Origin of the sequence: Enterobacter sp. D2 (assembly GCF_034427575.1) — a bacterium.
Lineage (GTDB): Bacteria > Pseudomonadota > Gammaproteobacteria > Enterobacterales > Enterobacteriaceae > Enterobacter > Enterobacter cloacae_M.
Genome location: NZ_JAXQPP010000008.1, coordinates 19946 through 39932 on the forward strand (window position 1 = coordinate 19946; position 19987 = coordinate 39932).

The following is a 19987-nucleotide window of genomic DNA, read 5'->3' on the forward strand; positions in this document are numbered from 1 at the left end:
ACTGAGATCCGGAACAACCTTTTTTCGGATCTCAGTGGAAAAACAGAGAACTGTGTATAGGCTTGACATATCCATATGCTTGGCATCTGCATAGGTATGGCATAGGCATTTACTTACCATCTGCATATGCTGCAACTATACATATGCTGAACATCTGCCTATACTGGCCATATGTACACACCCGGTGCAATGAACACATTTAGCATATGTGCAACATATTTATCTAGACTCGGGAGAGGACACTATGAGAACCGTATCCATTTTTAAAAACGGCAACAACCGCGCCATCCGTCTCCCCCGCGATCTGGATTTTGAGGGGGTGAGCGAGCTGGAGATCGTCCGGGAAGGGGACAGCATCATCCTGCGCCCCGTCCGTCCGACCTGGGGCTCGTTCGCGCAGCTCGAAAAGGCCGATCCGGACTTTATGGCGGAGCGTGAGGACGTTGTCACCGACGAAGGACGATTTGACCTGTGAACAAAACCTATATGCTGGACACTAACATCTGCTCTTTCATCATGCGCGAGCAGCCGGAAGCCGTCCTGAAGCGCCTGGAGCAGGCAGTGCTGCGCAACCAGCGCATCGTGGTTTCGGCCATCACCTACTCCGAGATGCGCTTCGGCGCCACAGGGCCGAAGGCCTCCCCGCGGCACATCGGGCTGGTCGACGCGTTCTGCGCCCGCCTCGATGCCATCCTGCCCTGGGACCGCGCCGCGGTGGATGCGACCACGGATGTAAAGGTGGCGCTGCGCCTCGCTGGGACGCCGATCGGCCCGAACGACACGGCCATTGCCGGGCACGCCATCGCTGCCGGCGCCGTACTGGTGACGAACAATGTGCGGGAATTCGAACGGGTACCGGGTCTGATGCTGGAAGACTGGGTTAAACAGACAGGCGGTACTTAAAGGTAATAAATGTCCGCTCCGTGCCATAAGCGGAAGTTGCTAATTTCAGACTATATTGATAAACGGGGAACTGCTCACAGGAAAACGATTAATGACTGGCGGTAGGATTATAACGAGTGTCGTCCACATTCATCGATGAACTACCAGACTCCGGCTGAATTTGCGGCGGGCTGGCGAAACGGGAAATATGAAGAAAAACCAACCGACATTACTAACTGAAGGTTGTATCTAATCCTGGGGGCAGGTCAGAGTCTACGTGGCGGCCATCTTAACTTAGCCCAGAACGGATATTACAACTTTGCTTCTACATAGATTGCCAAAACTAAATTCAGATGTCCGGGGTAGAGCAAAGTTAAGATGGCCGCTCTGTGCTGTGAGTTCATCCATAGGATCATTTCTGCAAAATCTTAAAGTCATTTTATATCAGGTAAGCACTGCAAATGGCCGCGGCGCACACCGCGTTGGGAGATGACATCATCGGCAAAGTGCTGAATATCGCCTATATCCCCCTTCAGTACGGTGATTTCCAGGCAGTCGTCATGGTTAATGTGTACGTGCAGCGTGGAAACGGACAAATCGTGATGATGGTGCTGGGTGGAAACAATCCGGCTGGCCAGATCGCGTTTCTCATGCTCATAGACATAAGTCAGCACCGCAAAACCCTGAACGCCGTGTTCCTGCGTTGTCTCCTGCGCCAGGGCGTCGCGTAGAATATCGCGGATGGCTTCGGAGCGGTTGTTGTAGCCACGGCGCTGGCTCAGGCTGTCCAGCGTTTCCAGTAAATCGTCATCGAGGGTGATGGTGACACGTTGCATCTGATTTGACCTTACGCTATGGCGCGACGGCGCCCGGGAAATGCGGGAAGTACCGCGTTTTGTAATACACGACCGGCGTCTGACGAAAAGGTTAATGTCTCGCCCACGCGTTGCGTCTCCACGATTTGTCCTTCTTCCATCACCATAACCCGATGGCAAAAGCGCTCGACCAGGCGTAAATCGTGGGTGATAAACAGGCATGCGGTGCCAGACTGCTGCTGCAGTTTTTTAAGCAGACGGATGACGCTTGCCTGAAGGACCAGATCGAGGTTCGACACCGCTTCATCCAGAATCAGGAGCTTCGGCTCCACGACCAACGCGCGCGCCAGACAGACGCGCTGAAGTTGCCCGCCGCTCAGCTGCTGTGGCCGCTTGTCGAGCACGCCGTCATCGAGATCCACTGCGTGGAGAATTTCGCTGGCCCGCATCAGTTGTTCTGCTCTGGTCAGCGACAGTAAATGGCGCATGGGCTCCCGTAAAATGTCACGCACGGTTTTACGTGGATTTAACGCGCTGACCGAATCCTGAAACACCATCTGAATTTCCCGGCGAAACGTCTTCTGTTTTGCACCGTTGAGTTGCGAGAGCGGCTCACCCCGCCAATGGACGCTTCCCTCCGTTGGGGATTCGAGACCCACAAGCAGGCGTGCCAGGGTACTTTTCCCGCAGCCGCTGCGTCCCAGCAGGGCAACGGTTTCGCCACTTTTCAGCTCCAGAGAAACGGCTTTCAGTACCGCCTGATGCGGATGTCTGCCGCGAAGCCCTGAGTGGGCGTAATGATGTGAAAGCGCGGATACGCTGAGTAATGTCATGATGTCAGCTCCATACCGTACAGGGCGAGATGGGCAGCGACCAGACTACGGGTAACGGTGTGCTGTGGCGATCTGAACAACGTGTCGACATCGCCCTGTTCCACGATGCTGCCGTTATCCATCACCGCCACTTCATCTGCCAACCGGGCGACCACGCCCATATCGTGCGTCACCAGCAGCATGCCCGGGGCACGGTTTTGCATGATGCCTGCCAGCAGGTCAAGAATGCACGCCTGGGCCACCGCGTCCAGATCCGTAGTGGGCTCATCGGCAACGATAAAAGGCGCATCGCACAGCAGCGCCATGGCAATCATCATCCGTTGCAGCATGCCGCCGCTCATCTCAAACGGGTAAAGCTTCAGAACGCGTTCTGCATACTCCAGTCCCACGGCCTCAAGCGCGTTGATGAGCGTTGCATCGTTAGCAGGTTTGCCCAATGCCCGGCAGGTTTCTCGTGCATGGGTCGCCATGGTATGCAGCGGGTTAAAGGCACTGCGCGGGTTCTGCATGATGGTGGCAACCTTGATGCCACGCAGTTTACCGGGGGTGACCGGCTGACCATCGGCCAGAATCATCCCTGCGGTTTGTCGTACACCTGGGGGCAGAACGCCAAGGGCCGCAGCACAGGTCAGTGATTTACCGCTTCCGCTGCTGCCAACCAGCGCCAGCACGCATCCACGTTTAAGCGCTAAAGAAACGCCATTAACCAGCGGCCCCCCGGCCTGTAAGGTTATGTTTTGCAGTTCAATCTGTTGTGGCATCAGTGGGCATGCTCCGTAACCAGATGAGGATCCAGGCGATCGCGCAGCGCATCCCCCACCATATTAAAGGCCATCACGGTAATAAACAGTGCCAGTCCCGGCCAGAACATCTGCATCGGCTGAGTCCAGATATACTGGCGCGCGTCGTTAATCATTACCCCCCATTCAGCAGTGGGCGCCGTCACGCCGAGGCCGAGGAACGACATTCCGGCGACGTGGAGCATCATGTGACCGATATCCAGCGTCGCCAGTACCAGCAGCGACGGGATCGCCGCACCGGCCAGATGGTCAATAAACACCCGGACATGCCCCGCCCCGGAAAGCCGCGAGGCAAGTATGAACTCACGCTGGTGCAGCGACATCACCAGGCTCCTGACCATGCGCGCATACCACGCCCAGTGTGAGAGAGCGATAGCGATAATCACATTGGTGAGTCCGGTTCCCAGAACGCCGACCATAAAGAAAGAGAGGATCGAGGTCGGGAAGGTCATAAACATGTCTGCCACACGCATGATGGCCTGATCGACCCGGCCGCCGATAAGACCCGCGCTGCCGCCTGCGATGAGCCCCAGAGTGAGTACCAGCAGCAGGCAGAGCAGGACCGAACCGAGCGAGACGCGGGTTGCCGCCAGCAGACGTGAAAAGATATCGCGCCCCAGATGGTCAGTACCCAGCCAGTGCTGGCTGTCGGGCGCGAGCAGGCGTGACGGTAAATCAATAGCCTGCGGATCATAAGGGAGCCACCACTGGCTGGTGAGCGCAATCACCGCCAGCAGGACGATAATGATCAAAGCGATACGTACAGACCAGCGTGAAGAGAGGAAAAATTTCACTGATGCGCTCCTTCATGACGACGGATGCGCGGATCCAGCGCGGCGCTTAACAGGTCCACAATCAGGTTACAGACCACAAAAACGATAACCATCATCAGGGTAAAGCACTGAATCACCGGGTAGTCGCGGTTAAATATCGCCGAGACGGCATATCGCCCCACGCCCGGCCAGGCAAAGATGTTCTCGATAATCATCGTGCCGCCAATCAGTTCGCCGATATGCATCCCCACGGCGGTGATCATGGGCAGCAGGGCGTTACGTAAAATATGACGACGTTCGGTTTGCTTCTCGTTCAGGCCACGAAGCCGCGCCCAGGTCACATGGCGCTGTCCGGCAACGTCCAGCATGCTTGCGCGCAGCAGACGGGCGTTAATCGCCAGCGACATAAAGGCGATCGATACCGCAGGCAGGAGAATGTGTTGCCAGCCGCCATAACCCATCGCAGGCAGCCATTGCAGATAAACCGAGAAAAACATCACCAGCAGGAACGCGAGCCAGAAGTTAGGCATCGATACGCCGAGGAAAGCGATAATGCGCACGATAAAATCCGGCAGGCGATCGCGGTGACGTGCCGCCTGGATGCCGAGCGGGACAGAGGTGAGCAGGATCAGTACCAGCGCAGCCCCTGCCAGCTGTAGCGTGGCGGGTAAAAAGTTAAGTATGTCATCCAGCACCGGGCGCTGGGTGGCAAATGAGATGCCAAAATCCAGATGCAAAGCCTTCCACAGCCAGCTGCCGTACTGCACAACAAGCGGTTGATCCAGCCCCAGCATTACGCGGGTGGAGGCGACCATCTCCGGCGTGGGGGGGAGGTCAGACAAGCGCAAATAGTCGAGCGCCGGGTCGCCGGTTCCCATGCGTAACATCAGAAATATAATGACCGAGGCGGCGAAAATCATCGGGATCAGCAGCGCAATGCGCCGCAACGCGTAACGCATCATCAGGGTTTCACCGGGGTGATCTGTTCGAACGGAATGTCAGAGGCAATCGGCGCGTAAGGAATGATGCCCAGTTCCGGTCTGGCCACCACCATCGTAGAGACATAGCTGATGGGCAGATAAACCGCATCGTTATGCAGACGCGTCAGAATGTCGCGGTACAGTGCCTGACGCTGCGTTTCGTCAGTGGTTTCCAGTACCTCGCCAATCTCTTTATCGATCAACTTCTTATCGGTAAGTCCCTGTTGCGCCTGAAAATCGGCGTGCGACGGCACGCGCATCGAACTCATAAAGGCATGGGGATCGTACGGTGCCCCCCAGGTACGGTTGAAAATCATGCCAAAGCGCCCGTCACGCTGGCGGGCGAAAATGCTGCTTTCTTCCTCGCCGATGAGCACGACGTCCACGCCTGTCTGGCGCATATCCGCCTGGATGATTTCCGCCATTGATTTGTTCAGCGCATCGGTACCAATAAACGACAGCTCAATGCGCAACGGCTGACCATTTTTCTCCCGAATCGTTTTGCCGGCAGGTAATGTCCAGCCGGCCTTATCCAGCAATGCCTTCGCCTGCTGAGGATCGTACTGGCGCGGTTTCAGGCCAATACTGGCGTAGGGAACGGTGGGTGCGAACAGCGTATCGGCAACCTGTTGCGTGCCGTACAGGGCGTTGTCGATCAGTGATTTTTTATTGACCGCATAGTTCAGCGCTTCACGCACCAGTAGCTCGTTGGTCGGTGCCTTTGCAGAATTAAGCGCCAGCATCACCGTTTCTATGGGTTGGGAAAGCTGGGTACGGTAGGCCGGGTTCTGGCTGAAACGCGCGAAGGTGTCGAGCGGAAGCAGCCCTTCATTGCCATACAGCAGGTCAATGTCACCCGTTTCAAAGGCGACGGCGCGGGTGGTCGGATCCGGGATGACGCTAACGGTAATCTTTTGAAGCTGCGGCTTTTCACCCCAGTAGCGCTCGTTTCGCACCAGTACATCGTACTGATTAAGTTTCGACGCTTTCAGCAGCCATGGCCCGGTGCCAATTGGCGCTTTAATACCGTGCATGGTCTCATTGTCTTTAAATTGCGACGGCGCGATAAAGCGGAACGGCCGCGGTAGCGCCAGCTCCTGCAGGAAAGGGTAATAGGCGTTTTTCAGAGTGATTTGCAGCCGGTTATTGTCGAGCGCGGTAACGTCAGCGATCTGATTCACCAGCTCCAGCCAGGCGTGACGCTGGCGATTATCGAGCACGGCGCGGAAGTTCTCGGCTGCGGCATTGGCGTCAAATTTTTCACCGTTAGAAAAGGTCACATCGTTGCGCAGGGTGAAGGTCCAGGTTTTACCGTCCGCCGAGTGAGTCCAACTTTTTGCCAGCCAGGGCTTAACCGAGCCGTCCGCCTGGTATTTCACCAGCGGTTCATAAACCATACTCTGGGCAAACATCTGGTTTGGTGTGTACAGATGGGGGTTAAGCGGTCCCACGTTTACCGGCCATGCGGTGGTTATTTCAGTGACGGGGTGTGCATTTGCAAAAAAAGAGGCGAAAGTACACAGCACCACAAACGAGCGGCTTAGTCTGGCCAAAATGGCAACCTTATGGAGTATAGATTCAACTAATGAGTATGATGATTTTATAAATTCATCATATTTATCAGTTGAGGGAGATCAAATAGCATTAAGATCTGATGGTTTCAGGAACAATAATAGATAGTTATTGGTTGATGACCCCGATGCAGCTCCTGTAGACAAAGGTGAGTAACGGCCACCTTCCGTGTTTTAAGTGCTACAATTCCCGAAATATATTTTTGCTGAATGATTGGCCAATGCATATGACTGACTTTGAACGACCAAAATTGCAACTCCCTGTAGGTGCAGATAAATTGCTCTTGCACTCATGCTGCGCCCCTTGTTCTGGAGAGGTAATGGAAGCCATCCAGGCATCGGGCATTGATTACACCATTTACTTCTACAACCCGAACATTCATCCGCAGAAAGAGTATCTCATCCGTAAGGAGGAAAATATCCGTTTCGCAGAGAAGCATGGCGTCCCGTTTGTTGATGCAGATTACGATACAGACAACTGGTTTGAGCGTGCAAAAGGTATGGAGTGGGAGCCTGAACGCGGTATCCGCTGCACCATGTGTTTTGATATGCGCTTTGAGCGGACTGCGCTTTACGCCGCTGAAAATGGCTTCAACGTGATCAGCAGCTCACTGGGCATCTCTCGCTGGAAAAATATGCAGCAGATCAACGACTGCGGTCAGCGAGCCGCCGCCCACTATCCGGGTATGGTTTACTGGGACTATAACTGGCGCAAACAGGGCGGTTCCTCACGCATGATTGAAATCAGCAAGCGTGAGCAGTTCTATCAGCAGGAGTACTGCGGTTGCGTTTATTCGCTGCGGGACAGCAATCTGCACCGCAAATCCCAGGGACGTCCTCTTATTAAACTCGGTAAGCTGTACTACGGAAAAGAAGAAGAGCAAGACTGATTTTAATGTCACGCCCTTTGGGGCGTGGAAGTGCTCCTATATTGTCATTCTGATCACACGTCGGTTTCACGTTGCGCAGCTTGCGGTCGTTGTTATCTCCGACATCGTTTTACTGGCCGGGGTATGGCTGTCCTTTTTTATCGACAGCGTCCCCCAGCGATAGTTGTATTTACCGCTGTCTTTATCGTCGTGTTTTTGATGGTTATGGTTAAAAAGAGACCCCAAATAGGATATAGCAAGTCCAGATCAGGCTGATTTAAGGTACATTATTTTCCCGCATAAAAGCCTGAGGCTCCACTTCCCATGAAACTTGACCATTTAGTGTGCTGAGTGCATTCTTGCCTAGACATATATCTTTATAGTCACAGTCTTAAAAGTGGAGCTGTGATTTCAACGCTTTTGCGATTATTTCTTCACATCGCCCTTCTACAGGGTTACTTCATCTTAACCTTCAAACCAGGATTCAATAGGATCAGGGTATTGAGACCAGAGATGTGGGCCTTCTGCCATCTCTTTGTCGGTTAACAGCGCTGCACCCAGTTTTGCGCGCAGTTCAGCTTCATTCATCTCTATCCCGATAAACACCAGCTCCTGGCGGGCATCGCCAATGCCATCGACCCAGTTTGCCTCGATAAACTTCAGCGACTGTTCATCTTCCGGCCAGCGATCTCTGGGCACGCTTGCCCACCACATTCCGCCGAGTCCCTGTCTTGCTACTCCTCCCGCCTGTGACCAGCTACCGGCGAACTCCGGGCGACTCGCTAGCCAGAAATAACCTTTCGATCTCACTACACCGCCAAGTTCATTTTCCAGAAAATGACAGAAGCGAGTGGGATGGAAAGGACGGCGGGCACGGAATACAAAACTCGTAATGCCATATTCCTCGGTTTCAGGTGTGTGTTCGCCACGCAGCTCTTTTAACCACCCAGGGGACTGAGCCGCTTTATCAAAATCGAAAAGTCCGGTATTCAGCACATCGTCCAGAGGAACCTGTCCGAACTGTGAAACAATTATTTTTGCCTGAGGATTGAGAGACACTAAAATAGCCATCAGCTTCTCTTGCGCACTGTCGCTAATTAGGTCAACTTTGTTGAGGATCAGCACATCACAGAATTCGATTTGATCAATCAGCAAGTCGACAACGCTGCGCTTATCTTCCTCTCCCAATGATTCTCCCCGGGACTGAATGCTGTCCGTTGAACCATAGTCTTTCAGAAAATTGTACGCATCGACAACGGTGACCATGGTATCAAGACGCGCAACGGCAGAGAGGCTTTCGCCTTCATCGTCGGCGAAGGTAAAGGTCTCTGCGACAGGCAAAGGCTCAGAAATACCGGTCGACTCAATAACCAGTTGATCAAAACGGCCCTCCTTCGCCAGCCGGTTTACCTCCAGCAGGAGGTCTTCACGCAGGGTGCAGCAGATGCATCCATTGCTCATTTCGACCAGTTTTTCATCCGTCCGCGAAAGCTCTGCCCCACCGTCTCTCACCAGCGCAGCGTCAATATTGACCTCTGACATATCATTGACGATAACGGCGACACGTCTGCCTTCCCGATTGTTGAGTATGTGATTGAGCAGGGTCGTTTTCCCGGCCCCCAGGAAACCCGACAGTACGGTGACAGGTAAACGGGGATCTTCAATTACAGCGGCTTTCTTATATGACATTGTTAACATCTCCTACAGCGATCGCTCTGAATCAATGCACAGGGACAACGTGCGGTGTTTCTTTTTTTGAATAGGCCGGATTTCACGCATCAGTCGGTACTGTCATCATTGGCTTATTTAAGTAATGTTATAACATAACAATAATAACGTTACTACTTCTCGCCATCAGCTATCTGTGCGTTTCCTGGTGCAAAGCAGACCAGATGACAGAAGGTACGCTGCGTGGAGATGTGTGAATGAAATGTGCAGAATGTGCGGGAAGCATTTGGTGCGGTAAGTCAGCCCGAAAAGGGTGAAATAAAGGACTACGCGGTAAGGTGGCGTGCAGGTGAAAGGCAGCAGCAGGCCATCACATTCTTGGCCTGCTGCACGTCAGGAACAGATTCAGGGCCTGAATCTTGATAAACCCAGGCCTTAACAAGGGGTTAAAGGTTAGCGGCACGCAATGAGTTACAGAAAGCGCAGTGACAGCCAGCGATCGGAATGATCTTTGTTATGTCCGTATTGGCCGCTTCAGAAGGAATAGCATGTCCCTTGTTTGCGGCTGAACTGACGTTCGCATTTTGCCCCGCGGGCACTGGCGATACAGAAACAAATGCTGCTGCATGGAATGACGTGACCAGCAGCGTAGCGCCGACAATACTTAACACTTTCATTTTTGCCCCCTTGTTTAACTCAACGTCTCAATCTAGCTTTGCCCGTTCTTCGGTACCAGCATATTTTCGATGAAAAAGTGTGCAGAGTTATTTCAAAAAAATCGCTGCCCAACCTTTTCGACAAAATAACGTCTTCGCAGCTGTTCTACGTTGCCGCCATGGTGAGAGCAACGTATTGAAACCTTTTTTATTTTTTTTGACCTGTCAGACCGGCCAGACTCACGCCCATTACAGACAAAACGGCAAGCGCTACCGCAGGAGCCAGAACGACCCAATAGGCGCGTTCCAGATAAGGCATTCCTTCCGCAAGTACTCTTCCCCATTCCGGCGCCGGCGGTGATGCGCCCAGCCCAAGAAAACCCAGTGAAGCTAAAGCCAGGGCGATCCCCGGTAAGCGCAGCATCGCATGGCGAAACAGAGGGCCAATCAGCGCCGGGAAAATGTAAAACAGACTCTGACGCAGCCAGCCAACACCCAGAACAGGCAGCATGTTGATATAAGGTATGGCACGAATTTCTGTCGCCAGCGCAGCGGTATGTGTGGCAAGAGGTGCCCAGCCCCTGCTGCCAGCTGAAGCCCAGAAATTCAGCGCTCTCCATCGAGCCGTCAGCGAATATTCCCTCCGTCTGCTTATCACCGAGGAGGTTGTGCGCGGCTTACCGTGAAATCGTGTTAAAGCCATTTACGACAATCACCGCGCCGGCCACCACGCCCACCGGCGTTATTGAGGACATCATGACGATCCCACCAATCTGCATACGCAACCCCTATACATATGCAGTGCATCTGCCAATACCAAGGATATGCACATACCCGGTGTGCGACCATCATTCCGGAGATGCTTCGCATATCCTTCAACTCGGGAGAGAAATAAATGAGAACCGTATCCATTTTTAAAAATGGCAACAACCGCGCCATCTGTCTCCCCCACGATCTGGATTTTGAGGGGGTGAGCGAGCTGGAGATCGTCAGGGCAGGGGACAGCATCATCCTGCGTCCCGTCCGGCCGACCTGGGGCTCGTTCGCGCAAATGGAAAAAACAGACCCGGACTTTATTGCGGAGCGTGAGGACGTTGTCACCGACGAAGGACGATTTAACCTGTGAACAAGATCTATATACTCGACACCAATATCTGCTCGTTCATCATGCGCGAGCAGTCTGAAGCGGTACTGAAGCGCCTGAAGCAGCGGTGCTGCGCGGCCACCGTATCGTGGTCTCGGCCATCACCTAATCCAAGATGTGTTTCGGTGCTACTTGCCCAAAGGCCTCGCCACGTGCAGCTGGTTGACGCGTTCTAACAGACAGGCTGAACTTTCGGGCTGGAAGAGTATGCAACGATTTTGATATGTAAACTGAAGGGCAATTTTAAAAGGGAAAAAAAGACGAGGGACTCTACAGGCGACATCACATCCCTCGACAAAAGATTCTCAACTGATTTTTAATAGATGAGAACGGGATGGAGAATTTAGGATTTTGCTGTATAAAACGCAACGGCAAAATGTAAAATTTTAGTTAAATGGCTGCAATTTAATCTATAGCAGTTGCCGTATTTCGGTTTGATCCCTCAGTTGATTACCTGGTAAATTATGGCAATGGTGAATCCCCCTATGCGGTGGGGCGTTCCAGTCAACTGCTGTCTGCAGGTATGCACGCGGCTTTACTGACCAGGGGTAAAGTCACCGGGAGGCACCCGGCACCATGACAATAACTACAACCAGTTTGAAATTCCTTGAGGGCCTGCTGTAAAACGCAGGCCTTTTTTTATGTTTTTGCAAACTGCTGCTACGCTTTAAGTTGTGGGAAGTAACTGAATGCCTGACGGTTATTCATAACCGATAGTGAATCAGCCGATACAGCTTAATTCCTTTGCATAGGTCTTACTCACACCTACCTTACAAATAGTCAACTCATTAGCCTGCCGTCAAAAGCGGGCTTTTTTTTATTCTTAATACAGCCCCAGCGTACAGCTGGGTGAGAGTTTGTATCGAAACTACTGGCATTTCCTGCTGCGCATCGGTACTGGTTCAGGAGGCTTATTGACGGTTACTCACCCTTCTAATCAATCTCTATTTCCAAATCAAATCAGGCCGTCGAAGAACTGCGCGAGGTGAATGATGTCCAATCTGCGCCACTCATTTTCGAACAGTTCATCAGCGAGAAAGAGAGTAATGCGCTGATGGCGGTGGTGGATCCGGGTGGGGCTGGTCCTGATGTCACGGTGTTTTGGCAGATAGAGCTTAATACAAAGAACCAGGGATGGCTCGTCCTTGAGCACACGCGTATTTCTGAACGACGGCTTTACCTGACATAGCAAAGCACCATTAAATTGTAGAAAAAACTCATCGTTAAACAAGCGAAGCGCTGCTTTGTCACAATGCTCCGCAGCACGGCTGCCCAGATATGGTGAGGCGATGTAACATATATCTGGAAAGGCAAACGCTGTGCGTATCTCGCCGTGGTTCTCGACCTGTTCGCGATAAAGCAGTGTGCAGGGTAATGTCGTTCTCAACAAACAGCAGACTCACCATGAAAGCGCTGGATATCAACCGGGAACCTTCTGGAGTAGCCAACTGTTTGCGGGCATATAGCTATCCTTCACTGCGCAGAGATCTTAACCCCGGCCATCATCAATTGCCGCATCGAATATTTTTACAAGCTCGCCGCTCTTCAGATAAGGAGCGATTAGCGGCTCACGCATGAGCGCGAAGCCCAGCCCTGCCGTACGCCTGCCAGTGGCAACAGCCTATCCTCAAAGAGCGGCCCTGCGCTTAACTACCTGCGCACAAACTGTTGATTCCAGGTCGTTCGATCCTTGTCGCGCAGCGGCGGCCTCTGTAACAGTTAGTTTCACTGTTGGTTTAGTGATCTGTATATGAAACAGGCTCGATCTGCATACACCGCTCATTATCAGTCCCAGCGCTGCTCTTAAATCCACACGACACACGTGATTGGTGTGAATCCTGGAATTATCAAATCCATACTGTGCCATTAATTGGATGACTGGTTCCTGTTATCTTCTATCCGTCCCCAATTACATAACAGGAATATACATGAACCATACAACCACAGCCTGTGTCAGGTTCTGGTGCGTGTTCATGCCAGCGGTGTCAACCCGAGTGATTATAACTTCCAGTTTTTTTCTACCTACACTTAAATCATGTAAATTACTGGAATCTATATGATGCTGATTGGGTATGCGCGGGAATCAACATCTCGGGCTGCGACGTTATGTCCTGATGCTTACAGGTGGCTCCTGGCATCATCTCTGGAACACCAAAAAATAATGCAAGGTTAAGTCATGCAGATGAATCCGCTTCTTCGGCTCATAATCGGCCTAACGGTATTAATGGCCATTTTATCTCTTTATCGGGAGGATAAAGGGCTCGCCTGGTTGGATTTGCTGTGGAATCGCTGAACATTCTTATTGCTACGAAATAATCCATTATTAACCCATAGCTGTATGAACGAAACACTGTCATCATGCTTCTTAGGTTCTTCAGTAACTGACTAAGCTGTACTATCCAGTTTTACTGTCACAAGGATGTATGTGGGATGTTATCTATGACGATGTTATTTTAACTATCTGCCTTAACTGCAGACAGAAAAATATGAGGTCATCTCGTTTATATGAAAGTAATAAATTACAGCGTATTGATTTATATGGAATTTAACCCAGAGGACTGTGTCCTGGATAGTACAATTGTGGCGTTTTTGCGTTCAAGAGGTTATACATCTCTTTCATCCTCTTCTGTTCATACATGTGCGGTCTTTGCCGGACATGAAGACCAGGTCATGTCAAAATCTGAATCCGTAAATGACGGTGCGGGGTATCTCAGAAAGAGACTGCAAAAACTGTTTAAGAAGGTGATGCAGGATCATCATTTTTCCTGCCAAATTTCACTTGTCATTTCACCCACTGATGTGACCACAACCTATATTCCGCGAAAGCGCGGTGGGCTAAGGTGTTAAAAGAAACATCGGGATTTCCCGTGGCAGATTCAAATCAGACGTGCCATCAGTGATGAATGGCCGTATCTTATTGGAAGATCCCGTCGGTTTTTGAACAAACGAAAGGCTTATCAGTATGATTTCTCATTTAGACCATTTTGTTCTCACAACACGTGATATGCAGGGTTGTGTCGATTTTTATTCAGACGTACTCGGTATGTTAGTTGTTCGATTCGGAGCGGGCAGGACAGCACTGAGATTTGGTCAACAGAAAATCAATATCCATGAATACGGCCGGGAAATAGAGCCAAAGGCGCATCTGCCGGTGCCAGGTTCGCTGGATTTATGTTTTATTGTTCATGGAACAATCGCAGAACTGCTTGCCCACCTCAATGCTCACGACGTTAAGATTGAAGAAGGGCCTGTAAGAAGAACTGGTGCCAGCGGGGAGATTGAGTCCGTTTATCTTCGCGATCCGGATCTCAACCTCATTGAACTGTCTGTTTACCTTAACGGCTAAGCGGGCGTTGCAGGCCTGTTTTGTGGAGCTGGTCAGCCATTGTAAGGCCTACTCAACAGCATCAGTTATGGAACAATACGTCTCCGTAATTCCACGCCTTCACCACACCATCTGGGGTTTCAAGCAGTATCCGGCCTTCCGTATCAGTGCCCCTGCAGATACCGGAAACTATCTGCGTTTTTCCTGCATCCAGTGAAATCTCAGTCATTTGATTAAGCCCTTTCATTCTCCCTTCATAGGAACTCCGCAGCACGCTGAATCCATATGTTTTCCAGAGGGAAAAATAGTCATCCCAGCGATGCAACAGGCTTTGGAGGACATCCGTAGTATCTTTATCCGTGAAGCCAGCCAGTCCCGCAGCGATGTTTTCCAGACCCATATTATCGGCAGTCATGTTAATGCCAATTCCTACATAAATGGCTCTTGGATCGGCTTCAATCAGTGTTCCACTAACTTTTGCTCCATTTATCAGGATATCGTTCGGCCATTTTATCTGCACGTCAGCATCACGAATAATAAGAGACAGCGCATCATGTATGGCTATCCCTGCGACGAGAGAAAGCGTAGGTAGTGATGTCCTGTCATCCGGAAGAGGAACAACAATGGTGACCGCGATATTCCCTGGTGCCGAAATCCATTTGCGGTTGTATCGCCCTTTACCGGCAGTCTGCTCGCGTGCGGAAAGCGCGAAATTCATGTTCCCGGTATGCTGGACAATCCGTCTCGCTTCATTATTAGTACTGTCCACCGAGTCAATTGTTATCAGCTCTGTCATTCTCATCTGTTCCGATAATTACCAGGTCGCCAATCCTAACAAACTCACCTGAACAGTGAAACATAGGTGACATGACTGGTAACAAAGGTCATCAGTACCTCCGGTGATTGGGGATAATGGGTTAAGAATGTTTGCTGCCAGAAAATGAATACTTTGCGCGCAACTTTGCTTCATCAAAAGGGGTAAGCCAGTATTTAACAACCTACGAAGATTTCTGTTGCTGCGGGGGAGGGGGTTAAAAAATCTAATCAGTTATGATTTATGGTTGTCGTTGTCGTTGTCGTTGTCGTTGTCGTTGTCGTTACATTAGCATTGCATACTGGTTATACTTGTCCTCTGTTTTTACTAACACAATACCTGAATGTTAAAGAAACTATATTTCGCTCTACCTATCGTTGCTATGGCCGGTGCTGTCGTATTTTGGCTTCAACCTCACTACTCGACAGAAGAGGAAAGCTACTACCGCTCGGTCTTCTGTACCATTGATCATAACGATCAGGAAATGTTCTTGCGTGACATGGAGAAACTTGTGGAAGGAGGAAATTCAGAATATGCGCTCCGTCAGTATCACTATATTCCTGAGCTCGGTGAAAAAATGTTCAATACCTGGAAGAAGCTTAGTATCCAGGAAAAAAATGCTTTAAGGGAGGATTCTCAGAAGTGTCTCGCTATCATGAGCGAGAGACAACGATTGTAAGTACCGTGTTAACGCCAAGCTGTAATATTCCCTTTGAACCATTCTAAAATGTCCCCAGGAGATTTCTGGGGGAAATTTCATGATCAAAGAGACAGTTACTATGAGCCATAAGGAACTCGACTGGCTTCAGATTATTCAGGAGCCAGTTAGCCGTCACATCAACTAGGAACAAGCTGCGGTACGTATTGGGGTCTCAATCCGTCAGGTTAAACTCCTGGTGCATCGATACAGAAATGAAGGTCCTGTGGTCTTATATCTCGCAGACGTGGAAAGCGTCCAAATAACGCTTTTACGCCCGCATTTAGAACGACGGTAATATCACTCCTCAAAGACCGCTACGCTGGTTCTTGACCAACTCTTGCCTGTGAGAAATTGCGCGAGATACACGGCTTGTGTTTATTCGTAGAAATTCTCAGAAAGTGGATGGTAGGGGAGGGAATATGGCGTGAACGCCGTCGTAAACATGCCCGAATAAATCAGCGCCGCATGCGACGTCCATCCTACGGTGAACTGATCCAGATTGAAGGCTGGCCTCATGACTGGTTTAAGGGAAGGGGGGCCAAATGCGCACAGATAGTTTTTATCGATGATGCTACCAAATTTGATGTTCGCTGAAAGCTGGTTGGTCCCAGGCGCAATGCCTATTGTCAGCTTGCAGGTAAAATAATAACAGAAGGTCTATCCAATGCGTGTTATAAGCGAGTATGAAAACCTCCACGCTGGTGGTTGAGAGGTATGGCATGAAATTACGAATCACAAGAGCAATCGGCCTCAGCAAGTTCTCGCCACGTTGGGTTAAGGTTATCTGTTTACGGTTAGCAAAAAATGATATTGAGCGCTCCCTTAATGCTCTTCTGGCCAACATTGATGAATCTGAGCTCTCTCCAGAGCAAGTCAAAGCGTTTAGGGAATGCGTTGACAGGATTAACTTGGCACGGGGTAAGGGGATGCAGGCGTGAGCACTTTTAATTAAGCATGTCTCGATGTTGCTTTGGCAATGATGGCTTTTATCCAAAAAATTTGGCCGGCGAAATGTAGTCTAAGTGTTTGATAAAAAGTAAGCCCAAATTGTATATGCGCAGCGTGTTTGCTGCGCAAGTATTGCCGATAGGCAAACATCAGCGGAGCTTTCGAAAGCCAAATATGAGCGAATGAAGGCTGATGGGAGCGCCTTGGGATGAAACTGTCCGCTATGTGCGAATAGCAGATCGGGTATCAACTATTGGTATGGGTTTTAACACGCGTCAGTGTCTCAGTCTTTAATCGATTTACTCATATTGACACCTGTAACCCCGAATCCGCTGGTTTCATAAACATGCCGGGCACGAACATTATCACCTGCAACACGCAATCTGATCTCTTTAATCCCCTTTTCCTGCAGATACCCTTCAAAAGCACACAGAGATTGTTTGCCAAGTCCTAACCCCTGGCTGGAGTTGAAAATATGAAAATCGTAGATAAAGACAGTGCGCTTAGTCGAGTCTGGTTTGTACCAGAGATAACCTACATGATTGTTCGCCTTTTCCGACTGAACAACAATACACATTAACACTTGCCCGAGCGTGTTAACTCCCGCGGGAAGCAGTTCCGAGATCTCCTGCTTCGCTCTGGCGAGAGAATCATGAAGGGATAACCCGTAATTTGATTCGATTTCACATGCATAATCATTCACAAAGTATTCGACATAAGCAGGATACTCATCTCTTGTCATCGGTCGGAAAGAAATCACATTGTGCCTCTCAATTTATAGTGTTGGAAATATTAGTAACGATGAAGTCCTCCATCGTCAATAGCGTTCATTTCTGAATAAGGTGATGGATATAAAAGGATTAAGTCCACGTTTCGTACAGTGCGTAGTTCATTGTGAGGGTGAAAGGCCCCTTTTTCTCGTTCGACGTGACTTTCTCCGACTGATGCTTGCAATGTCTGCTCCTGGCACAGAGCGGACGATCTAACTGAGCTAAAGGTCCGCTGAGAGCGAAAAACGGATCTTCAAATCCGAATCGGTTCAATTGATTAACCTTGGCTGTCAGTCAAGCCATCGTTAACATGAATCCGATCGAAAATTCCTTATCGCATTTTTACAAATACGCAGTGGCAAGAAAGATAGATTCTGGCTCATGACAAGTTGAATTGTTCATTTGTATAAAGAGACTTCGCCTTCAGGACGCGTTTTGAACCTGCGATGCATCCACAGGTATTGCTCAGGGGCACGGAGAATTTCACGCTCGATGATCTTGTTCATATAAGCCGCTGCGGCGACCTTGTCCTCCCCTGGATAGCCTGACAGCGGATTGCTGATATACATGTGATAACCTTTTTTATCGCTACGTCGAATCATGCTAAGTGTGAGCAAGTCTGCACCTGCGAGTTTTGACAGAGCATACGTTCCGTTCGTCGTGGCTGCTTTTTTTACCGAGAAAAAAGGTGCAAAAACGCTTCCTTTAGACCCATAATCCTGGTCTGGTGCAAACCAAACGGCTTCACCTGCTTTTAGCGCATGAACAAAACCTGATAAATTACGTCGATTAATCATAGCCTTATTTGAACGCATACGCCCTTTTGTCTGTACCCATTCCATTAATGGATCATTGTGTGGGCGATACGTTGCCATCATAGGATGGCATAAACCCATTACTCTTCCACACAACTCAAGAGACATAAAATGAATCCCGACAACCATTACTCCTCTTGTCGCACCGGTCAGGTTTTCAAGCCCTTCGACATCAAACCATTTTTTGACTCTCGCATCGCTCCAGAACCAGGCCATTCCTGTTTCCATCAGTCCCAGCCCGAGAGAAACAAAGTTTTTATTGACCATCTGGCTCCGGGCAAACGGTGTCATCTCGGGAAAGCACAGTTCGATATTTTTAATCGCAATCCGTTCCCGGCGTTTCAGAAAGGGTCTGGATATTTTTCCAAGGCCAGAGCCCAGAATATGTAAAACCGGGTAAGGAAGTTGAACAAGAAGCCACAGCAGACCCAAACCAGACCAGGTAAGCCAGTGACGAGGATGAAGTAAATTATGAGTAAAAGTCTGTGCCATAAATTTCCTTAATGCTAATGAAGGTTATAACGCAAAAGGAAAACAATGAGGCAATTCGTCTTTAGCGATACATTTTGTTTCAATAATTTAAATCCATCTAAGTCCAGGAAAAAATATTTTCCAATGACTGGTGGATAATTTAAAGAGCCAGGGGTGATTTTAAGCCAGCAAATTTATTTTGTTATAAATCCATGGTTTTATCATTGATACTCAAGGAATTGTCTTCTTGATTCATCATCATCAAGGTACTCAAAAGAAAGAAGCCGAATTTTGGTAAGTTTATAAAACCACTCACAATCGTTTCGTTGAATAATTTCGTCTGGTTTGAAACATATCCCGGATGCCACCCGAATAATCGCATATTTACCATTACTAAACCTGACCCGGTGAATACAGAAAGGTTGACCGGCCTGCCCGTGACAGTTGTTCGACAGGATATGTCCTTCAATAAAAACAGTTTTTTTAGATTTCATTATCATACCCTCGACAACTGCAGTACAGGAGGAACGTTGTCATTTTCCGACATCACTGACGTTACGTGGCAGAAGCCGTTTAGCCGCCGATACACCAGCATTCTGAAGGTCTGAACAACAGTCCGCAGGCAGGGCACTCAAGAACCGCATCTTTTCTTAGTTTACCTGCTTTCTGATCGGCTCTGTGTGCACATACCGGGCAGGCAACATGAACCGGTCTTTCTTTAAAATACCTGAGCCCCTTTGTATAAGACATAAATAATTCTCTGAGGAATAGAGTAATTATTATACGCTTTAGTATGAAAATAACTGGCATAAGTTATGTTAAGTTGTGTCTGAATCAGGATATCAGATATTGAAAATTGAACGTCTTATTTATGATACACTACCCTTCCATGAGAAATTTAAGATGAAATCAGAAGACACCCTTGACTGGTATCCGGCACAATTACCGCCTGTGAAAATTATTCTTGGCGAAGCCGTGCTGGCTGTGGGTAAACAGGGCCGACCGATTAATACCCGCACCTTGCTGGAATACCTTCAGGTCATGCAGGACAAACAAAAAAGGCGGGATGACAAAATCGCCATGCAGACTGCGATTGATGTTCTCAGGGATAATCAGCGCATTAACGGCAGACGTTAATGCACCTCCGGGATCA

General features: G+C 49.7%; 21 protein-coding genes and 8 pseudogenes. 12 read left to right on the forward strand and 17 right to left on the reverse strand.

What is annotated here, in order from left to right:
- Nucleotides 1–34: 34 nt before the first annotated feature.
- A pseudogene (locus SPG90_RS22395) lies at nucleotides 35–172 on the reverse strand (hypothetical protein); the annotation flags it as partial.
- Nucleotides 173–244: 72 nt separating this feature from the next.
- On the opposite strand from SPG90_RS22395, the gene vapB (SPG90_RS20785) reads away from it, so the two are divergent.
- The 3 genes and pseudogenes from vapB (SPG90_RS20785) to SPG90_RS20795 all read left to right on the forward strand — a co-directional run.
- Complete coding sequence (gene vapB, locus SPG90_RS20785; RefSeq protein ID WP_039032651.1) at nucleotides 245–475, forward strand: type II toxin-antitoxin system VapB family antitoxin; 231 nt, start codon at nucleotides 245–247, stop codon at nucleotides 473–475.
- Nucleotides 472–903, forward strand: coding sequence for a type II toxin-antitoxin system VapC family toxin (locus SPG90_RS20790; protein WP_322408308.1), 432 nt, complete (start codon nucleotides 472–474; stop codon nucleotides 901–903). Before vapB (SPG90_RS20785) ends, SPG90_RS20790 begins: the two co-directional genes overlap by 4 nt.
- 78 nt (nucleotides 904–981) lie before the next feature.
- Nucleotides 982–1122: pseudogene (locus SPG90_RS20795) on the forward strand (integrase core domain-containing protein); the annotation flags it as partial.
- Nucleotides 1123–1316: 194 nt separating this feature from the next.
- Here the strand turns inward: SPG90_RS20795 and nikR are convergent.
- Genes nikR through nikA form a run of 6 tightly spaced genes read right to left on the reverse strand, consistent with a single transcriptional unit; the run spans nucleotide 1317 to nucleotide 6636 of the window.
- Nucleotides 1317–1718 carry a nickel-responsive transcriptional regulator NikR gene (gene nikR, locus SPG90_RS20800; RefSeq protein WP_322408309.1) on the reverse strand — a complete coding sequence of 134 codons (402 nt, stop codon included), beginning with the start codon at nucleotides 1716–1718 and terminating at the stop codon, nucleotides 1317–1319.
- An 11-nt stretch (nucleotides 1719–1729) separates the two neighbouring features.
- The gene (nikE, locus tag SPG90_RS20805) at nucleotides 1730–2530 is read right to left on the reverse strand and encodes a nickel import ATP-binding protein NikE (protein ID WP_252009714.1); all 801 of its coding nucleotides are present in this window, start codon (nucleotides 2528–2530) and stop codon (nucleotides 1730–1732) included.
- Nucleotides 2527–3291, reverse strand: a complete 765-nt coding sequence (gene nikD, locus SPG90_RS20810) for a nickel import ATP-binding protein NikD (RefSeq protein WP_252009717.1) — start codon at nucleotides 3289–3291, stop codon at nucleotides 2527–2529. The genes nikE and nikD overlap by 4 nt, the downstream gene beginning before the upstream one ends.
- Entirely contained in the window at nucleotides 3291–4124 is an 834-nt protein-coding gene (nikC, locus tag SPG90_RS20815; RefSeq protein WP_322408310.1) for a nickel ABC transporter permease subunit NikC, read from the reverse strand. Before nikC ends, nikD begins: the two co-directional genes overlap by 1 nt.
- Nucleotides 4121–5065, reverse strand: coding sequence for a nickel ABC transporter permease subunit NikB (gene nikB, locus SPG90_RS20820; protein WP_322408311.1), 945 nt, complete (start codon nucleotides 5063–5065; stop codon nucleotides 4121–4123). The genes nikC and nikB overlap by 4 nt, the downstream gene beginning before the upstream one ends.
- Nucleotides 5065–6636: a nickel ABC transporter substrate-binding protein gene (gene nikA, locus SPG90_RS20825; RefSeq protein ID WP_416208405.1), complete on the reverse strand. Its 1572-nt coding sequence runs from the start codon at nucleotides 6634–6636 to the stop codon at nucleotides 5065–5067. The genes nikB and nikA overlap by 1 nt, the downstream gene beginning before the upstream one ends.
- A gap of 239 nt (nucleotides 6637–6875) precedes the next feature.
- On the opposite strand from nikA, the gene SPG90_RS20830 reads away from it, so the two are divergent.
- Complete coding sequence (locus tag SPG90_RS20830; protein ID WP_252009723.1) at nucleotides 6876–7544, forward strand: epoxyqueuosine reductase QueH; 669 nt, start codon at nucleotides 6876–6878, stop codon at nucleotides 7542–7544.
- A gap of 444 nt (nucleotides 7545–7988) precedes the next feature.
- Here the strand turns inward: SPG90_RS20830 and zigA are convergent, their stop codons facing one another.
- From zigA to SPG90_RS20850, 4 genes and pseudogenes are all read right to left on the reverse strand, one after another.
- Nucleotides 7989–9212 carry a zinc metallochaperone GTPase ZigA gene (gene zigA, locus SPG90_RS20835; protein WP_322408312.1) on the reverse strand — a complete coding sequence of 408 codons (1224 nt, stop codon included), beginning with the start codon at nucleotides 9210–9212 and terminating at the stop codon, nucleotides 7989–7991.
- Between the two features lie 425 nt (nucleotides 9213–9637).
- Nucleotides 9638–9868, reverse strand: a complete 231-nt coding sequence (locus SPG90_RS20840; RefSeq protein ID WP_322408313.1) for a hypothetical protein — start codon at nucleotides 9866–9868, stop codon at nucleotides 9638–9640.
- A 187-nt stretch (nucleotides 9869–10055) separates the two neighbouring features.
- Nucleotides 10056–10424 (reverse strand): annotated as a pseudogene (locus tag SPG90_RS20845) (ABC transporter permease subunit); the annotation flags it as partial.
- Nucleotides 10417–10617, reverse strand: a pseudogene (locus SPG90_RS20850) (DUF4225 domain-containing protein); the annotation flags it as partial. The pseudogenes SPG90_RS20850 and SPG90_RS20845, both read right to left, overlap by 8 nt.
- Nucleotides 10618–10742: 125 nt before the next feature.
- Between SPG90_RS20850 and vapB (SPG90_RS20855) the strand changes: the two are divergent.
- From vapB (SPG90_RS20855) to SPG90_RS20870, 3 genes and pseudogenes are all read left to right on the forward strand, one after another.
- On the forward strand, nucleotides 10743–10973 hold the full coding sequence (gene vapB / locus SPG90_RS20855) for a type II toxin-antitoxin system VapB family antitoxin (RefSeq protein WP_322408314.1): 231 nt from the start codon (nucleotides 10743–10745) through the stop codon (nucleotides 10971–10973).
- A pseudogene (locus tag SPG90_RS20860) lies at nucleotides 10970–11097 on the forward strand (VapC toxin family PIN domain ribonuclease); the annotation flags it as partial. The gene vapB (SPG90_RS20855) and the pseudogene SPG90_RS20860, both read left to right, overlap by 4 nt.
- A gap of 1179 nt (nucleotides 11098–12276) precedes the next feature.
- A pseudogene (locus SPG90_RS20870) lies at nucleotides 12277–12431 on the forward strand (IS3 family transposase); the annotation flags it as partial.
- A 52-nt stretch (nucleotides 12432–12483) separates the two neighbouring features.
- Here the strand turns inward: SPG90_RS20870 and SPG90_RS20875 are convergent.
- A pseudogene (locus SPG90_RS20875) lies at nucleotides 12484–12710 on the reverse strand (LysR family transcriptional regulator); the annotation flags it as partial.
- 1243 nt (nucleotides 12711–13953) lie between these two features.
- Between SPG90_RS20875 and SPG90_RS20880 the strand changes: the two are divergent.
- Complete coding sequence (locus tag SPG90_RS20880; RefSeq protein WP_111966120.1) at nucleotides 13954–14337, forward strand: VOC family protein; 384 nt, start codon at nucleotides 13954–13956, stop codon at nucleotides 14335–14337.
- Between the two features lie 61 nt (nucleotides 14338–14398).
- Here SPG90_RS20880 and SPG90_RS20885 read toward each other — a convergent pair whose 3' ends face one another.
- The gene (locus SPG90_RS20885) at nucleotides 14399–15112 is read right to left on the reverse strand and encodes a biotin--[acetyl-CoA-carboxylase] ligase (protein WP_322408315.1); all 714 of its coding nucleotides are present in this window, start codon (nucleotides 15110–15112) and stop codon (nucleotides 14399–14401) included.
- Nucleotides 15113–15473: 361 nt separating this feature from the next.
- On the opposite strand from SPG90_RS20885, the gene SPG90_RS20890 reads away from it, so the two are divergent.
- The 3 genes and pseudogenes from SPG90_RS20890 to SPG90_RS20900 all read left to right on the forward strand — a co-directional run bounded on the left by SPG90_RS20890 (nucleotide 15474) and on the right by SPG90_RS20900 (nucleotide 16768).
- A complete protein-coding gene (locus tag SPG90_RS20890; RefSeq protein WP_248163003.1) occupies nucleotides 15474–15809 on the forward strand; it encodes a hypothetical protein in 336 nt (111 codons plus the stop codon).
- Nucleotides 15810–15888: 79 nt separating this feature from the next.
- A pseudogene (locus SPG90_RS20895) lies at nucleotides 15889–16406 on the forward strand (helix-turn-helix domain-containing protein); the annotation flags it as partial.
- Between the two features lie 143 nt (nucleotides 16407–16549).
- Nucleotides 16550–16768 (forward strand): hypothetical protein, encoded by a 219-nt coding sequence (locus SPG90_RS20900; RefSeq protein WP_042718081.1) that lies wholly within the window; start codon nucleotides 16550–16552, stop codon nucleotides 16766–16768.
- 293 nt (nucleotides 16769–17061) lie between these two features.
- Here SPG90_RS20900 and SPG90_RS20905 read toward each other — a convergent pair whose 3' ends face one another.
- The 4 genes from SPG90_RS20905 to SPG90_RS22400 form a co-directional block, all read right to left on the reverse strand.
- Nucleotides 17062–17538 carry a GNAT family N-acetyltransferase gene (locus tag SPG90_RS20905; protein WP_322408316.1) on the reverse strand — a complete coding sequence of 159 codons (477 nt, stop codon included), beginning with the start codon at nucleotides 17536–17538 and terminating at the stop codon, nucleotides 17062–17064.
- Nucleotides 17539–17946: 408 nt separating this feature from the next.
- A complete protein-coding gene (lpxP, locus tag SPG90_RS20910; protein WP_322408317.1) occupies nucleotides 17947–18855 on the reverse strand; it encodes a kdo(2)-lipid IV(A) palmitoleoyltransferase in 909 nt (302 codons plus the stop codon).
- A gap of 200 nt (nucleotides 18856–19055) precedes the next feature.
- Entirely contained in the window at nucleotides 19056–19328 is a 273-nt protein-coding gene (locus SPG90_RS20915) for a hypothetical protein (RefSeq protein ID WP_322408318.1), read from the reverse strand.
- A gap of 79 nt (nucleotides 19329–19407) precedes the next feature.
- A complete protein-coding gene (locus SPG90_RS22400) occupies nucleotides 19408–19644 on the reverse strand; it encodes a YnfU family zinc-binding protein (protein ID WP_416208406.1) in 237 nt (78 codons plus the stop codon).
- 93 nt (nucleotides 19645–19737) lie between these two features.
- Here SPG90_RS22400 and SPG90_RS20920 point away from each other — a divergent pair, with 93 nt between their 5' ends.
- On the forward strand, nucleotides 19738–19971 hold the full coding sequence (locus SPG90_RS20920) for a hypothetical protein (RefSeq protein WP_004132711.1): 234 nt from the start codon (nucleotides 19738–19740) through the stop codon (nucleotides 19969–19971).
- The last annotated feature ends 16 nt before the right edge of the window (nucleotides 19972–19987 follow it).

Excerpts from the sequence above, each read along its gene's own strand:
- vapB (WP_039032651.1), top strand. The coding sequence starts at position 245 with ATGAGAACCGTATCCATTTTTAAAAACGGCAACAACCGCGCCATCCGT.
- nikR (WP_322408309.1), bottom strand. The coding sequence starts at position 1,718 with ATGCAACGTGTCACCATCACCCTCGATGACGATTTACTGGAAACGCTG.
- nikE (WP_252009714.1), bottom strand. The coding sequence starts at position 2,530 with ATGACATTACTCAGCGTATCCGCGCTTTCACATCATTACGCCCACTCA.
- nikD (WP_252009717.1), bottom strand. The coding sequence starts at position 3,291 with ATGCCACAACAGATTGAACTGCAAAACATAACCTTACAGGCCGGGGGG.
- nikB (WP_322408311.1), bottom strand. The coding sequence starts at position 5,065 with ATGATGCGTTACGCGTTGCGGCGCATTGCGCTGCTGATCCCGATGATT.
- SPG90_RS20830 (WP_252009723.1), top strand. The coding sequence starts at position 6,876 with ATGCATATGACTGACTTTGAACGACCAAAATTGCAACTCCCTGTAGGT.
- zigA (WP_322408312.1), bottom strand. The coding sequence starts at position 9,212 with ATGTCATATAAGAAAGCCGCTGTAATTGAAGATCCCCGTTTACCTGTC.
- SPG90_RS20840 (WP_322408313.1), bottom strand. The coding sequence starts at position 9,868 with ATGAAAGTGTTAAGTATTGTCGGCGCTACGCTGCTGGTCACGTCATTC.
- vapB (WP_322408314.1), top strand. The coding sequence starts at position 10,743 with ATGAGAACCGTATCCATTTTTAAAAATGGCAACAACCGCGCCATCTGT.
- SPG90_RS20880 (WP_111966120.1), top strand. The coding sequence starts at position 13,954 with ATGATTTCTCATTTAGACCATTTTGTTCTCACAACACGTGATATGCAG.
- SPG90_RS20885 (WP_322408315.1), bottom strand. The coding sequence starts at position 15,112 with ATGACAGAGCTGATAACAATTGACTCGGTGGACAGTACTAATAATGAA.
- SPG90_RS20890 (WP_248163003.1), top strand. The coding sequence starts at position 15,474 with ATGTTAAAGAAACTATATTTCGCTCTACCTATCGTTGCTATGGCCGGT.
- SPG90_RS20900 (WP_042718081.1), top strand. The coding sequence starts at position 16,550 with ATGAAATTACGAATCACAAGAGCAATCGGCCTCAGCAAGTTCTCGCCA.
- lpxP (WP_322408317.1), bottom strand. The coding sequence starts at position 18,855 with ATGGCACAGACTTTTACTCATAATTTACTTCATCCTCGTCACTGGCTT.
- SPG90_RS20915 (WP_322408318.1), bottom strand. The coding sequence starts at position 19,328 with ATGAAATCTAAAAAAACTGTTTTTATTGAAGGACATATCCTGTCGAAC.
- SPG90_RS22400 (WP_416208406.1), bottom strand. The coding sequence starts at position 19,644 with ATGCCAGTTATTTTCATACTAAAGCGTATAATAATTACTCTATTCCTC.
- SPG90_RS20920 (WP_004132711.1), top strand. The coding sequence starts at position 19,738 with ATGAAATCAGAAGACACCCTTGACTGGTATCCGGCACAATTACCGCCT.